The sequence below is a fragment of the Halomonas sp. BM-2019 genome (assembly GCF_017584085.1).
Genome location: NZ_CP071922.1, coordinates 1,345,906 through 1,360,390, shown reverse-complemented (window position 1 = coordinate 1,360,390; position 14,485 = coordinate 1,345,906). Strand labels below are relative to the sequence as shown.

Sequence of the window (14,485 nt, the reverse complement as noted above, 5' to 3'; positions counted from 1 at the left end):
CACAGGGTGCGCGCCATCAGTGCCGCGGTACCCACCGCGGCCAGGGAGAGCCAGGTGACCAGCCAAGCGGCGCCACCGTCATAGAGCACCGACTTGAAGGCCCACTTGGTGGCGAGTCCCGAGCCCAGCGCGCCCGCCAGCGAGAGCGCCGGCAGGGTGAGCAGCAGCGCCAGCACCCAGGCGGGTAGCCGCGGCGGATGCTCGCCGATGCCCACGCCCAGGAACAGCGCCCCCTTGGTCAGCCCGTGGTGAGCGGCAAACAGCACCACCGCCGGTGCCAGCGCCGGCCACAGCCCGGGGGTGACCAGGCCGACGCCCACCAGGGCGGCCAGCATGCCGAGCTGGCTGACGCTGGAGTAGGCCAGGATCGCCTTGGGATGGCGCTGGAAGAGCCCGATCAGGGCGGCCCCGATGGCGCCCACCAGGCCAGCGACCAGCATCGCCCGGCCCAGCCCGACGAATCCCACCGCCGCCGGCTCGCCCAGCGGCAGGGTGGCCATCCAGCCCACCACCCCGGCCTTGACCATGGCGCCGCTGAGCACGGCGCTGGCCGGTGTCGGCGCCACCGGATGAGCCAGGGGCAGCCACAGGTGCAGACCTGCCACCCCGGCCTTGACCCCGAAGCCGAGCCACAGCAGCAGACCGATCCAGACGCCGTGCTCGAGGTTGCCGAGCCCCTCACGCAGCCCGGTCAGGGTCAGGGTGCCCAGGCTGCCGGCTCCCCACAGCAGGCCTCCCAGGATCAACCCCTCGCCGAGCACCGCCATGATCAGGTAGGCGCGCCCGCCGGTGAGGGCATCCCGGGTACCGGAGTGGATCACCAGGCCGTAGGCGGCAAAGGTCATCACCGCAAAGCCCAGGTAGAAGTTGGCGATATCCTCGGCCAGCAGCAGCAGCAGGTTGCCGGAGAGCGTCAACGGCCAGAGCACGGCGAAGCGCGCCAGCCGCGACGCCGCCGCGCCGTTACCGGCCACGGCACGCTCACCCTCACCCGCCAGGTAGCCGCGGGCGTACCAGCCCGCGAGCAGCCACAGGAGCGCGGTAAAGGCCAGCAGCACGCGCCGCGGCTCGTCCAGCACCCAGGCACCCCCCAGCAGCCAGGCCGACAGCGACAGGCTGCCGTCGGACCCGAGCAACGCCAGCGCCAGGGCGGGCAGCGGCGCCGTGGCCCACAGCGGGTCGAGGGGGAAGGGAGACTCACCGCGCTCGGCGAGGGCTGCCATCAGCGGCACGCGCAGCACCAGCACGAGCGGCCAGAGCAGCGCGGCGATCAGCAGCGGGACAAGCGGCGCACTCATGGCAGGTACTCCAGGCCCACCACCTGGGTGGCCCACTCCAGCGGGCTATAGGGCAGCCCCGCCAGCAGGCCGGCCAGCAGGCTGAACAGTGCCGTGGCCAGCGCCGGCAGCAGCAGCCAGCTGCTGGTCTCGAAGCGACCCAGGCGGCGCTCCTCAGGCCACTCGCCCACCCCGTGGCCGGGGCCCGGCCGGAACCACAGGCGGTAGAGGATTGGCAGGAAGTAGGCCGCATTGAGCAGGCTGCTGGCCACCAGCACGGCGATCACCCAGGGCATGCCGGCCTGCACCGCCCCGATCCCCAGGTACCACTTGCTGAGGAAACCCACCAGGGGCGGCAGCCCGATCATGCCCAGGGCGCCGACGCTGAAGGCCAGGCTGGTGAGCGGCATGCGCCGCCCCGCCCCATCGAGCTCATCGATACGGTGGATACCGAGCTCTTCGGCGTAGTTGCCGGCGCAGAAGAACAGGGTGATCTTCATCAGGCCCTGGTGCAGCAGATGGGAGAGCGCGGCGATGGTGCCGAGCGGCCCGAACAAGCCGATGCCCAGCACGATGTAGCTCACCTGGCTCACCGTGGAGAAGGCCAGCCGCGGCTTCAGCTCCACCTGGGCCAGGGCGCGCAGCGAGCCGTAGAGGATGGTGACGCTGGCGACGACCGCGAGTCCCGTGAGCAGCCCCAGCGACTGGCTGAGTTCGGCGCCGTAGACGTCATAGACCAGGCGCACGATGCCGAAGGCTCCGGCCTTGACCACCGCCACGGCATGCAGCAGGGCGCTGACCGGCGCCGGCGCTACCATGGCCCGGGGCAGCCAGCCGTGCAGCGGCACCAGCGCCGCCTTGACCCCGAAGCCGACGATCAGCACCCAGAAGATGGCGATCAGGGTGCCGTGCCGCTCGGGGCCGAACTCGGCGAGGATCTCCCGCTGGCCGAAGCGGATATCGCCGGCCAGGGCGTGCAGGGCCACCATGCCGATCATCAGCACCAGGCCCGCGGTGAGGGTGAAGCGCAGGTAGAGGGTGGCCGCGGCCAGCGACTTCGGGGTGCCGCGATGGGCCACCAGGGGATAGGTGGAGAGGGTCAGCAGCTCATAGAATACCAGGAAGGTGAAGAGGTTGCCGGCCAGGCTGATGCCCAGGGTGCTGGCGACGCAGAGGCTGAAGAATCCGAAGAAGCGTCGCCGGTTGGGCGAGTCCTCCAGGTAGCCGATGGCGTAGATGGTGGTGAACAGCCACAGCAGCGAGGAGAGCCCGGCAAACATGATGCCCAGCGCATCGGCGCGCAGCACGAAGGCCAGCCCCTCCAGCACCGGGAACTCCACGGTGTAGGCGTGCCCCTGGCTGAGCCCGCGCACCATCCAGGCCACCAGGGCGATCTTGATCACGGCGGCGGCCAGGTTGAGCCCGCTCCGGGCCCGGAAGGCGCCCTCCGGGAGCAGGAAGATCAGTGCCGCCGCCACCAGCGAGGTGGCCAGTGTCGCCACGGGGAAGAAAGCCGCACTCATGGCACCCCTCCCTGACGCAGCAGTGCCATGGGCCACTCCGCCACCAGGCCGAGCCCCACGGCGGCCAGCGCCAGCAGCAGGGCCACCAGTTCCATGCCCCGCGGCAGGGGCTGGAATGCCTGGCGGGGGGCCTCCTCGACGAACGAGCAGCGCAGTACCCGGAAGACATAGGCCGCGGTCAGCAGCGTGCCCACCACCAGCACCCCGACCCACAGCCACTGGCCCGACTGGAGCGAGGCCTGCAGCAACAGCCACTTGGCGGTGAAGCCGGCGCTGGGCGGCAGCCCCATCAGGGTCACCGCGGCCAGGCCGAAGGTCATCAGCGACAGCGGCAGTCGCCGGCTGGTGCCTGCCAGGTCGGCCAGGCGGGCGGCGCCGGTGGAGAACATCAGGTTGCCGGCGGCCATGAACATCGCCGCCTTGGCCAGGGCGTGGCCGGCCAGCTGCAGCCAGGTCGACTGCCAGGCCAGGACGGCCACTCCGGCGGCAGTGCCGGCCAGCAGCGGGAAGAGCAGCATCAGGTAGCCAAGCTGGCCCACCGTGGACCAGGCCACCACCTGCTTGAGGCTGTCGGCCCGCCACGCCTGGACGCCCCCCCACAGCACCGCGGCCGCGCCCAGCAGCCCCAGCGCCCAGGCTGCCGCCACCGCCTCGGGCAGCAGCAGCCGCCACAGCAAGACCAGGATGAAGAAGGAGGCCTTGACGACCAGGGCGCCATGGACCGCGCTGACCGGCGTCCAGGCGCTGGCATGGACCGGGGCCAGCCAGCCGTGCAGCGGGAAGATCGCCGCCTTGAGCAGCAGCCCGCCGGCCAGCAGCGCCATGGCGATGCGCGTCACCGCATCCGGCTCGGCCACCGCGGCGAGGCCGGCCAGGTCGAGGGTGCCCCAGATACCCAGCAGCAGCGCCACCCCGAGCAGCCAGGCCAGGGAGCCCACCAGCGCATAGAGCAGGTAGCGCAGGCCGGCGACCAACGCCTCGGCCTTGCCGGGGAGCAGCATCATTCCCACCGCGCAAAGTCCCATCAGCTCCAGGCCGGCATACAGCAGCAGCAGGTCCGCCGCCACCCAGATCAGCCCCAGGGCCGCGGCCAGGCCACCCAGCAGCGGCCAGAACCTGGCGTAGCCCCCCCCCGGCAGGTCCAGGGCCCGGCGGTGCCCTGCCGCATAGGCGGCACTGGCCAGCAGCACCAGCTGGGTCAGCAGCAGCAGCAGCCCCCCCAGGGCGTCCAGGCGCCAGTGCAGCGTCAGCCCGAAGAGTGCCAGGCTGCCGTACAGCCCCACCTCCCCCACCTGGGGCAGCAGCCAGAGGGTGGCCAGCGGCAACGGTGCACCGGCCAGCGCCACCGGCCGCATCCGCTCGGGAGGACGCCACAGCGCCAGCAGGCCCAGCGCCAGCGGGGCGGCCAGCACCAATCCCAGCAGCAGGCCCGGCGCGCTGCTCATCGGCCCGGCTCCGACTCGGGCTGCGCCTGGGGCTCCTTCTCGAGGGTGACCCGCCCCTCCAGGGCGTACAGGCGTCGCAGCAGCAGCGCGCCCAGCACCGAGCCGACCAGCGCCACCACCAGGCCCACCAGGATCAGCCCCTGGACCTCGATGGCGGGGCCGCCGAGCCCGGCCAGCAGCAGGAAGACGCCGGAGCCGAGCACGTTGAAAGCCAGCAGGCGGCGCAGCAGATGACGCTGGCGGGCGAACGCCCAGAGCCCAAGTGCCATCACCAGCAGGCCGGCAGGTACCAGCGAGACGCTGGCCTCCTCCGGCGGCAACTGCGCCTCGGCGCCGAGCAACCAGCCCACCGCCAGGGCGGTCAGCGCCAGCCAGGCCAGGGCGGCGAGCCAATGCGCCGGCGCCTCATCGCGATGACGTGGGGTATCGTCGCGGGCGGGCAGGCGCGGGACATCGCCGGCACGGCCCAGCGCATGCAGCAGAGCGGCGCCGGTCATCAGCGCGCCGAGCAGCGCCTCGGCAAGGGCCAGCCAGGGCGCCGCGAGCCACCACCAGGCCAGCGCCATGCTCAGCGCGAAGGCGATGAAGGTCAGGCAGGCGCGACGCAGGTGGCGGTCGAGCAGGCTGGTGCCCGCCAGCAGCACCAGCAGGGTACCCAGCGCCCAGGCGAAGGGGGCTGTCACCGGCGGTCAGCGGTCACCGCGGTTGACGACCTGCTCGCTCAGCGCCGCGCACTCGCAGACGGGGCAGGCGACCGGGAGGCGGAAATCTTCGGAGAGTCCGGACATTGCTCACTTCCTCCATGTGATGACGGGATAACGGGATGACGGACGCGACCGCACCCGGCAGATCGTGACGCCTGGCGAATGCCATGTCACTGATGTCATGAGGATGATCCTGACGACTTCAAGCCGAGATTGCCAGGAGGCGAGCTCACGCCGTGTCATCACCGGCGCCCGAAAGCACCGTGCCGGAGGCGAGGACGATCCGGTTGCGGCCCTCGTGCTTGGCGCGATAGAGGGCGCGATCGGCCTCCGCCAGGGCGCCTTCCAGGCTGCCTCCCGGCGCCAGGGTCGTCAGCCCCAGGCTGACCGTGAAGCGCAGCGTGGCCTCATCCACCTCCAGTTCGATGGCCCCCACCGCCTGGCGCAGGCGCTCCAGGATGGTCCGGGCCTCGTCGGGGGTGGTATCGACCAGCAGCACCGCGAACTCCTCGCCGCCGATGCGCGCGAAGAGGTCATAGGGGCGCAGGCACTCCCTGCAGGCGGCCGCGAACGCCTGCAGGGCGAGGTCGCCGGCCCCATGGCCGTGGGTATCGTTGAGGGCCTTGAAGTGGTCGATGTCGAGCATCGCCAGCGGCAAGGGCTCGTCATGTCGCAGGGCCCGAGCCTGGGCCGCCGTCCCCTGCTCGAAGAAGGCGCGGCGGTTGAGGGCACCGGTCAGCATGTCGGTGCCGACCAGTCGCCGGACCTGCTGCTCGACTCGCTTGCGCTCGGTGATATCGACCAGCAGGCCGTCCCACAGGGTATCGCCGTCGCGACGGCGCTGCGGCTCGGCCCGCCCCTCCAGCCAGCGGATACCGCCCGCCAGGTCGAGGCGGAACTCCAGCTGCCAGGCTTCCAGGCTCACCGCCGACTGGGCCAGGGAGGTCTCCAGCCGGTGGCGATCCTCGGGCAGCAGCTTCTCCAGCAGGCGCTCGATATCGTCCATGACCGGCTCCGGCGACGCGCCCGTCATCGCCTCGAGCCCCTCGCTGGCGTAGAGCAGCTCGAGCCGCCCCGTGGCGGCCTGGCGGAGTCGGAAGACGACACCGGGCAGACGCGAGACGGTGCCCTGCAGACGAGTCAGCAGTTGGCGGTCATGCAGCTCACGCTCGCGCATTCCGGTGACGTCGTACTGCATCACCAGCAGCGCCCGGGATCTCGCCTCATCGGCCTCGAGGGGCTGGATCATGGTGGTGTGGTGGCGCAGGGCACCGTCGGCGCGGCGGCAGAGCAGCACCCCCTGCCAGGGCCGACGGCTGGCCAGGACCTGCGCCAGGGCGCGGCCGAAGTCCCCATGCAGGGGATCGCTGTCGAGCGTCACGGCGCGCCGCCCGAGCAGCTGGTCGGCGGCGTGGCCGGTATGCCGCTCGAAGGCCGGGTTGACCTGGCGCACCAGGCCCTCCTCGTCGACCAGCATGACCGCACCCGGATAGTGGGTCAGCAGGAGGTCACCGAGCGGCGGTGAGCTAGGGTGTTTCCCCTCCCTGGCCCGCCAGCGTCGCCATACCCGCCTGATCGTCTCCATTCCCAAGCCCCCGAACTCTCTGCATCCGATGGAGGGGGCCTCTCCTGGCCCGGCACCCAGCCTACCGCAGAATGCGACGGCGGGCACCTGGCGGATCAGAGGCCGAGGCGGTCGGCCACGTAGTCGGCGTCCTTGTCGCCGCGGCCGGAGAGATTGACCAGGATATGCTGAGCCTTCGGCAAGCCGGGCGCCTCGCGCATGGCCCAGGCCACCGCGTGGGCACTCTCCAGCGCCGGGATGATGCCTTCGACCCGGGAAAGCGTCAGGAAGGCATTCAGACACTCCTCGTCGGTGGCGCTCTGGTAATCGACCCGGCCCAGCTCCTTGAGGTAGCTGTGCTGGGGGCCTACCCCCGGATAGTCGAGACCGGAGGCGATGGAGTGCACTGGCATGGGGTGGCCGGCCTCGTCCTCGAGCACATAGCAGGCCATGCCGTGTATCTCGCCAGGCTTACCCAGGGTCAGGGTGGCGGCGTGGCGCGGGGAGTCGAGCCCCTCGCCGGCCGGCTCCACACCGACCAGGTGGACGGCCTCATCCTCGAGGAAGGCAGTGAACATGCCGATGGCGTTGGAGCCGCCGCCGACGCAGGCGGTGACGTGGTCCGGCAGGCGGCCATGACGCGCCAGGAACTGCTCGCGAGCCTCGGTACCGATAATCGACTGGAAGTCGCGCACCATCTTCGGGAAGGGGTGCGGACCCACCACCGAGCCGATGGCGTAGATATAGTTCTGAGGGTCCTTGAGGTACTCCTCGAAGGCGCTGTCCACGGCGTCCTTGAGGGTCGCCGTGCCGCGGGTCACCGCCACCAGGGTGCAGCCGAGGATCTTCATCTTGGTGACGTTGGGGTGTTCCTTCTCGATGTCCACCTGGCCCATGTGGATCTCGCAGGGGATCCCCACCAGGGCGCAGGCGGTGGCCAGCGCCACGCCGTGCTGGCCGGCGCCGGTCTCGGCGATCACCTTGGTCTTGCCCATGAACCTGGCCAGCAGCGCCTCGCCCAGGCAGTGGTTGATCTTGTGGGCGCCGGTGTGATTGAGGTCCTCGCGCTTGAGATGGATCTGGGCGCCACCCAGCTTCTCGGAGAGGCGCCGGGCGTGGAAGATGGGGCTGGGCCGACCCACGTAGTCGGCGAACAGGCTGGCCAGCTCCTGCTGGAAGTCCTCGCGGACGCGGATCTCCTCGTAGGCGGCGTCGATCTCGTCCATGACCGCCTTGAGCTCGGGCGGGATCAGCTGGCCGCCGAAGCGGCCGAAGTAGCCCCGGGCATCGGGCAGGTTGGCGAAGGGGGAAGTGCTCATGGTCTCTCGTGTCCTGTGGCTGGCGACGAATCCTGCCGACAGGATGCCGGCCACCCGCCGGGCTGTCGAGACGACCAAGGCCGAAACCCGCCGGCTCAGCGCGCGAGGCGCGCGGAAAGCCAACTGCCTATGTCAGCAACCTGCTGGGGGCAGACCGCGTGGGCCATGGGGTACTGGCAATAGTGGGCGGGGTAGCCCAGCGACAGCACCTTCTCGAAGCCGGCCTTGCCCAGCGCCTCGGGCACCACCGGATCGAAGCTGCCGTGGTGCACCTCGATGGGCAGCGCACGGTTGGCCTCATGCAGCGCGATGCTGTCGGCGGTGGCGAAGTAGGTGGACAAGGCCAGCAGGCCGCCCAGCGGCGCCTCGAAGGAGAGCGCGGCCTGGTAAGCCACGGCGCCGCCCTGGGAGAAGCCGGCCAGGATGATGCGGCGGCTGTCGATGCCGCGATCGATCTGCTCGCGCACCAGACCCTGGATGCGCTCGGCGGAGGCCTTGAGCTGGGGCTCGTCGACGCGGCGGTCCAGGTTCATCTCGAGGATGTCGTACCAGGCCGGCATCACCATGCCGCCGTTGATGGTCACCGGCAGACGCGGCGCATGGGGCAGGATGTAACGCACGGCATCGTCGGTGGGCAGTGGCAGGGCCGGCACCAAGGGCTCGAAGTCGCTGCCGTCGGCCCCCAGGCCATGGAGGATGAACACGCAGGCATCGGCGGGTCGGCCGCTTCTCGGTTCGATGATCAGTTCGCCGGGATGGCTCATGGAGAGGCTTCCATTTGTTTGTCGGGGATATCAGACCCGACACCCTACCGCAAAGCCCCGGTGGCGGCGAGACACACGCCCTTTCAGGGTGCAGAAAGGCCAGCCGGATCAGAAGGGCGAGCTGGATCAGAAGGGCCAGCTGGATCAGAAGGGCCAGACCAGGGGAATCAGCGTCAATGCCACCACGGCAACGAGCAGATTGAGCAGCCCACCCAGGCGCAGGAAGTCGCTGAAGCGGTAGCCACCCGGGCCATGCACCATCAGGTTGGTCTGGTAGCCGATCGGCGTCAGGAAGCTGGCCGAGGCGGCAAACATCACCGCCACCACGAAGGGCATGGGGCTCACCCCAAGGCTCTCGGCGCTGGCCATCACCACCGGGAAGGTGATCACCGCGGCGGCATTGTTGGTAACCAGCTCGGTCAGCATCGCCACCAGCAGGTAGGTCCCGATCAGCAGCAGCAGCGGGTTGCCGTCGGCCAACCCCAGGGCGCCAGCGGCCAGGACCGCCGCGGCCCCGGAACTCTCCAGCGCCGCGCCCAGGCCGAAGGAGGCAGCAATGGTCAGCAGCACCTGGGTGTCCAGCCCGCGCTTGGCGGCCCCCACCGTGCAGCAGCCGGTCAGCAGTACCAGCGCCGCCCCCAGCATGGCCGCGTTCATCATGCTCAGCACCCCGAGGCTCGCCAGGGCCACCACCCCTGCCAGGATGCCCCAGGCCAGCCAGGCCTTCTCGTGTATGGGGCGTGCCGCGCCGTTGAGCTGGCTGATCAGCAGGAAGTCCCGCGACTGACGATGGCGCTCGATGAAGGGCGGGCGCGCCTCGAGCAGCAGCACGTCGGCCGGCTGCAGCCGCACCTGGCCGAGGTTACCGGCCACCCGCTCGCCGCCGCGGCAGACCGCCAGCACGGCGGCACCGTAGAGGGTGCGGAAGTGGCCGTCACGGATGCGCTGGCCGACGAACTGGCACTGGTCGGAGACGACCGCCTCCACCAGGCGGCGCTCCTTGAAGTCCTTCTCCAGGCTCGACTCGCCGTGGCGCGAGGGCACCAGGCCGCGCACCTGCTGCAGCTCCACCGCGCCCTCACGCGTGCCGGCGAACACCAGGCGGTCGCCCCCCTTGAGGCGCTCGCCGGGGCCCACCACGCTGACCACGTTGCCGTCGCGCTCGATCTCCACCAGGAACAGCTCCTGGAGATGGCGCAGGCCCGCCTCCTCCACCGTGCGATTGACCAGCGGGCCGGCGGGATCGACCTCCATCTCGATGGTGAACTCCCGCGGGTTCTCGAAGGCCGCCGAGGCCCCACGACGCGCCGGCAGCAGCCGCGGGCCAAGCAGGATGAGGTAGGCCAGGCCGATCAGCGCCACCGGCACGCCCACCCAGGCGAGGTCGAAGAGGCCCATGGCCAGCTCCGGCGAGCGATCCACCAGCAGGCCGTGCACCACCAGGTTGGTGCTGGTGCCGAACAGGGTAATGGTGCCGCCGAGGATGGAGGCGAAGCTGAGCGGCATCAGCAGGCGATGGGCCGGCAGCTGCACGCGGCGACTCCAGCTCAGTACGGCAGGAATATAGGTGGCTACCACCGGGGTGTTGTTGAGGAAGCCACTCAGCGACGCCACCGGTAACAGCAGGCGGATCAGCGCCCTGCCCTCGCCGCGGGGCTGGCCGAGCAGGTAGCGGATGATCAGGTCGATGCCGCCGGTCTGGCGAATGGCGGTGACCAGCACGTACATGAAGGCCACGGTGAAGAGCCCCGTGCTGGAGAAGCCGCCCAGCGCCTGGGAGGGATCGAGGATGCCGAGCGTCAGCAGCAGGATCACCGCCCCCAGCAGGACGATGTCCGGCCCGAGTCGCGAAAGCGCCATCAAGGGAAAGACGGCGATCACGACGGCGAGGGAGATCCAGGCGTCCAGGGGCATGGCGGGAATCCGATCAACGAAAGTACCCCTATTCTGCCGCCGACAGATTATTCTAAAAAGTTCTTTCTAGAAATTCACTTATTCCAAAAGTGGCTATAACGCCCCCTCGCTTCCCCACCAGCCCCTTCCGCCTGGCCAAACGGCGCACACGCGAAAAGGCCCGCGCGCGGCGGGCCTTGTCTGACTCGGTGAAGAGTCACATCAGATCAGCTGGCGATCAGCCGATGACCTTGATGTTGGAAGCCTGGAGGCCTTTCTTGCCCTGGGTGACGTCGAAGGAGACCTTCTGGCCGTCCTGCAGGGTCTTGAAGCCGTCGGCCTGGATCTCGGAGAAGTGAGCGAACAGGTCGTCACCGTTGTCGTCCGGAGAGATGAAGCCGAAGCCCTTGGTGTCGTTGAACCACTTGACGGTACCGGTAGCCATTATCGAATTCCTCGAATAGCATTTTGATTTGCCGGGAAATACCCGAGTTGCAGTGGGTAGAACAAGAAACTTTTCACCGGGAAATCGACGCCATGAGCATTTCGATGACCACCTGCGATGTTCGACTTGCTAACCAACTGCGCACAGCTTGCGCCTTGCCGACGCCAACGTCAACCCTATTCGCGCAGGGTGACGAAAAAGTTACTCCACGGCCCATCGCCGGCTCCGGGGTCAGTCGATGCCCCCGGAGTCGCCACGGCGATCCTGGTCTCAGGTCGGCAGGTATTCACGACTCCAGCTCTCTGCTATCACACCCTCCTCGATCAACCGGTCGATCTCCTCACCGGTGTGACCGAGCTCCTCCAGCACCTGCCGGGTAGAAGCCCCGTACTTCTCGGAGGGGGCAAGCGGATAGATGCGCCCCCGCTTCGGGCGAATCGCATAGGGGTCCAGCTGGGTGATGACATGCCCGCTCGGATGGTCCTCATAGACCGTGAAGGAGTAGCTGCCGCGGTGAATACCCGTCGCGCCATCGCTGGGCCAGGCGTTGTAGGCGCGCAGGGTCTCGAGGTTCTCGCAGACCGCGGCCCCGATGTCGGCCGCCTGGAGGCGTGCCACCCAGTCGGCCGCCCTGGCGGTCAGGAACCGCGGCGCCAGATAGGCCGCCCGCTCCTCCGGGGCAACATCCACCAGCCCTTCCAGCCCCTCGACGCCGGCAAACTTGGCCAGGTCGGTTTCGTAGGCGCTGATCAGCACCACGCCATCGGAGGCCGCATAGAAGCGCGACAGGTCATCGTAGCCGTTGACCTCTCGACCGGACGGTTCGTCGAACAGGCCGCGACGCTCGTAGTCGTAACAGAACGGTGCCTGGGCCAGACCGCTCAGGGCCGACAGCGAGGTCTTGACGCGCCCGACCTCCCCCGTCTTGAGGTGCTGATAGAGTGCCGCGGCCACCCCCAGGGAGGCACCGAAACCACACATGACATCGATGGTGCCGACATGCGCATGCTCCTCCGGGGTGTCCATGCTACCGCCGAAGCGCAGCATGATGCCGGTGGTGGCCTGCACCAGATCGTCGTAGCCCAGGTAGTTGGTGCGGGGCCCCGGCTTCACGCCACTGAAGCAGTCCAGCTGGCAGAAGATGGCGCGAGGGTTGAGCCGCTTCATCTCCTGCTCGGTCAGCCCCATGCGCTCCACCTGCTTGTCCGTGGCATTCCACACCACCACGTCGGAGCGCCTGACCAGCTCCTCGAAGATCTGCCGCCCGCGGGGCTGGCTGATATCGGTCAGCACCGAACGCTTGGAGCGCATGTGCGACAGCCCGAAGATCACCGTGTTCCAGCAGTCGTAGAACGGCTTGGCTGGATCCAGCTTGGTGATCTCGGCGCCGAAACGAGCCAGGTAGGCCACCGAGTGGGGGCCAGCGATGACGTTGCAGAGATCGAGGATGCGCACCCCCTCCAGCCAACCGTCCCGGGCATTCTTCGCTCGCACCCGCGGCAGCTTGGTCTCGATCGCCGAGAGCGTGGCCAGGGCTTCCTCGACGCTGACCCAGCGCCGCGGGCGCGGAGCCAGCATCTCGTGGCCGCTGTCCTGCAGCCAGACGACCGGTCCCGGCTGGGTCATCAGGCCGAACTCGTCATCCTCGACCTCCACCATCAGGCCGGTGGTTTCGGCATGGTCATCATGGACCCACTCCTGGAGCCAGCGCTGAGGGGCGCCGGGGAACTTGCCCCGGCCGAAGATCTTTTCCCACTCCTTGGCGGTGCGGGTCAGGAAGACCTCCTTCATTCGCGCGGCGATGTGATCCGCCCAGCGCTTGGGCAGCGGATAGACGCCGAGCGACATGTCCGATTGCCACTCGCTGGTGGGCAGGTAGGTATCGGGCTCCTCGCACATGCCCTCCTCGACGAGCTCATCGTAGAGGCCCAGGGTCTTGAGGCAGCGCTTGGCATGCTCCTTGTGGCTGGGACAGACCACATAGAACATCCGTCCATCCTTGCACTTGTAGCTGCGATAGAAGGGATCCAGGAGTTCCTGAAGCTCCTCGTAGGTGAGGTTCATCGGCAGCCCCTCGATACGCCGACGCTCGATCTCCTTCTCGCGCTGCGTCTTGTAGCGCTCGGGCAGCTCCTCGATCTTGATGGAGTTGTAGCAGAGCCCCTCCATCAGCGCGCAGGCCAGCGGCACCTCGATCTCGTCGCCGAGCCCGGTCCTTTCCCTCGCCTGCAGGGCCAACACCACCGACGAGGCGGCCAGCATCATGCCGTAGGCCGACGCCAGCGGCAGCGGCGAGAAGGACGGATTGACGCCCATCAGCACCCGATTGAGGCCCATGTCGGTAAACACGCCCGAGTTGGCCGCGATCACGCTCTCGAAGGCTCGCCAGTCGCGCCGCAGCTCATCGTTGGAGGCGAAGCCCGGCATCGACAGGGTGATCAGTTCCTGACGCTCGTCACGCAGCGCCGCGAAGTCGATGCCCAGGCGCTTCATCACCCCTGGACGGAAGCTCTCGATGATGATATCGGCTTCCTCGATCAGGGCGAGGGCCTGCCGCTGGCCCTCGTCACTCTTGAGATCGATCGACACGATCAGCTTGTTGCGATTCAGCGTGGCATTGGCTGGGGTTTCCCATAGCGGTCCCTCGGGAGGATCCACATGGACCACGGTGGCGCCGAGATCCGCGAGGATCATGGCCACGGCAGGCCCTGCCATGTACTGGCCAAAATCAATGACCTTCACGCCCTTCAGGGGCAGCTTGGAATGGGGGTTCAGAGGCATCTCTTGACTCCTGCTGGCGTAACGGTTCACTTCACGCTCTCTTCGATGACCAGGTGCGGCTCGAGCACCTTCTTGGCAAAGTCCTGCCGCAACCAGCGCACCAGCGACCAGGACAGGATGCCCAGTACCGGAATCATCGGCAGGGCAACGATGATCGTCGAGGTCTGCACCGCCCGGAGCCCGCCCAGCTGGATCAGGGCCACCCCAACCCCGGCGATCAGGAAGGCCCAGGTCAGGCGAAGGGCCCGCTTGGGCTCCTGATAGCCCGACAGCTTGCGGGAGGTGACCGACGCCAGCACATAGGCGGAACTGTCGAGGGTCGTGGCCAGGAAGATGAAACACAGCACGATGAACACGGCGGTGACGACGCCCGACATTGGCAAGGTGTTCAGAATGGCCTGCACCGCGGCGGGGATCCCGCCCTCGTTCAGGATCGCCGCCACGTCGAGGGTCCCACTAATCTGCAGGTCCAGGGCATAGCCACCCCAGACGGCGAAGAACATCCAGCAACCCAGCGATCCGAAGACCAGCTCGGCGATGATCAGCTCACGGATCGTCCGTCCGCGCGAGATACGCGCCACGAAGAGTCCCATCATGGGGGCATAGGCGATCCACCAGGCCCAGTAGAAGACGGTCCAGTCCTGGGAGAAGGTCGAGCTTCCCACCGGGTCGGTCCACAGGCTCATGGTCACGAAACTCGAGGTCATCTTGCCGAAGCTGTTCACCCATCCTTCGATCATGAACAGTGAGTTGCCCACCAGGAAGGTGAA

11 protein-coding genes are annotated in these 14,485 nt (G+C 68.5%); all 11 read right to left on the bottom strand.

Features of this window, described 5'->3' with window-relative positions:
• A partial coding sequence (locus J5F18_RS06865; protein WP_346301538.1) for a proton-conducting transporter membrane subunit occupies positions 1-1,298 on the bottom strand: 1,298 nt, incomplete at its 3' end.
• On the bottom strand, positions 1,295-2,800 hold the full coding sequence (locus J5F18_RS06860; RefSeq protein ID WP_346301537.1) for a proton-conducting transporter membrane subunit: 1,506 nt from the start codon (positions 2,798-2,800) through the stop codon (positions 1,295-1,297). The genes J5F18_RS06865 and J5F18_RS06860, both read right to left, overlap by 4 nt.
• Entirely contained in the window at positions 2,797-4,245 is a 1,449-nt protein-coding gene (locus tag J5F18_RS06855; protein WP_346301536.1) for a proton-conducting transporter membrane subunit, read from the bottom strand. Before J5F18_RS06855 ends, J5F18_RS06860 begins: the two co-directional genes overlap by 4 nt.
• Positions 4,242-4,928: a hydrogenase subunit MbhD domain-containing protein gene (locus J5F18_RS06850; protein WP_346301535.1), complete on the bottom strand. Its 687-nt coding sequence runs from the start codon at positions 4,926-4,928 to the stop codon at positions 4,242-4,244. The genes J5F18_RS06855 and J5F18_RS06850 overlap by 4 nt, the downstream gene beginning before the upstream one ends.
• A gap of 250 nt (positions 4,929-5,178) precedes the next feature.
• Positions 5,179-6,534, bottom strand: a complete 1,356-nt coding sequence (locus J5F18_RS06845; RefSeq protein WP_346301534.1) for a diguanylate cyclase — start codon at positions 6,532-6,534, stop codon at positions 5,179-5,181.
• A gap of 95 nt (positions 6,535-6,629) precedes the next feature.
• A complete protein-coding gene (gene trpB, locus J5F18_RS06840) occupies positions 6,630-7,832 on the bottom strand; it encodes a tryptophan synthase subunit beta (RefSeq protein ID WP_346301533.1) in 1,203 nt (400 codons plus the stop codon).
• 95 nt (positions 7,833-7,927) lie between these two features.
• On the bottom strand, positions 7,928-8,596 hold the full coding sequence (locus tag J5F18_RS06835) for an alpha/beta fold hydrolase (RefSeq protein WP_346301532.1): 669 nt from the start codon (positions 8,594-8,596) through the stop codon (positions 7,928-7,930).
• Between the two features lie 144 nt (positions 8,597-8,740).
• The gene (locus J5F18_RS06830; protein ID WP_346301531.1) at positions 8,741-10,510 is read right to left on the bottom strand and encodes an SLC13 family permease; all 1,770 of its coding nucleotides are present in this window, start codon (positions 10,508-10,510) and stop codon (positions 8,741-8,743) included.
• 217 nt (positions 10,511-10,727) lie between these two features.
• Positions 10,728-10,934 carry a cold-shock protein gene (locus J5F18_RS06825; protein WP_010629501.1) on the bottom strand — a complete coding sequence of 69 codons (207 nt, stop codon included), beginning with the start codon at positions 10,932-10,934 and terminating at the stop codon, positions 10,728-10,730.
• 270 nt (positions 10,935-11,204) lie between these two features.
• Positions 11,205-13,715, bottom strand: a complete 2,511-nt coding sequence (locus J5F18_RS06820; protein WP_346301530.1) for a CoA transferase — start codon at positions 13,713-13,715, stop codon at positions 11,205-11,207.
• 26 nt (positions 13,716-13,741) lie between these two features.
• On the bottom strand, positions 13,742-14,455 hold the full coding sequence (locus J5F18_RS06815) for a BCCT family transporter (protein WP_346301529.1): 714 nt from the start codon (positions 14,453-14,455) through the stop codon (positions 13,742-13,744).
• Positions 14,456-14,485 lie beyond the last annotated feature (30 nt).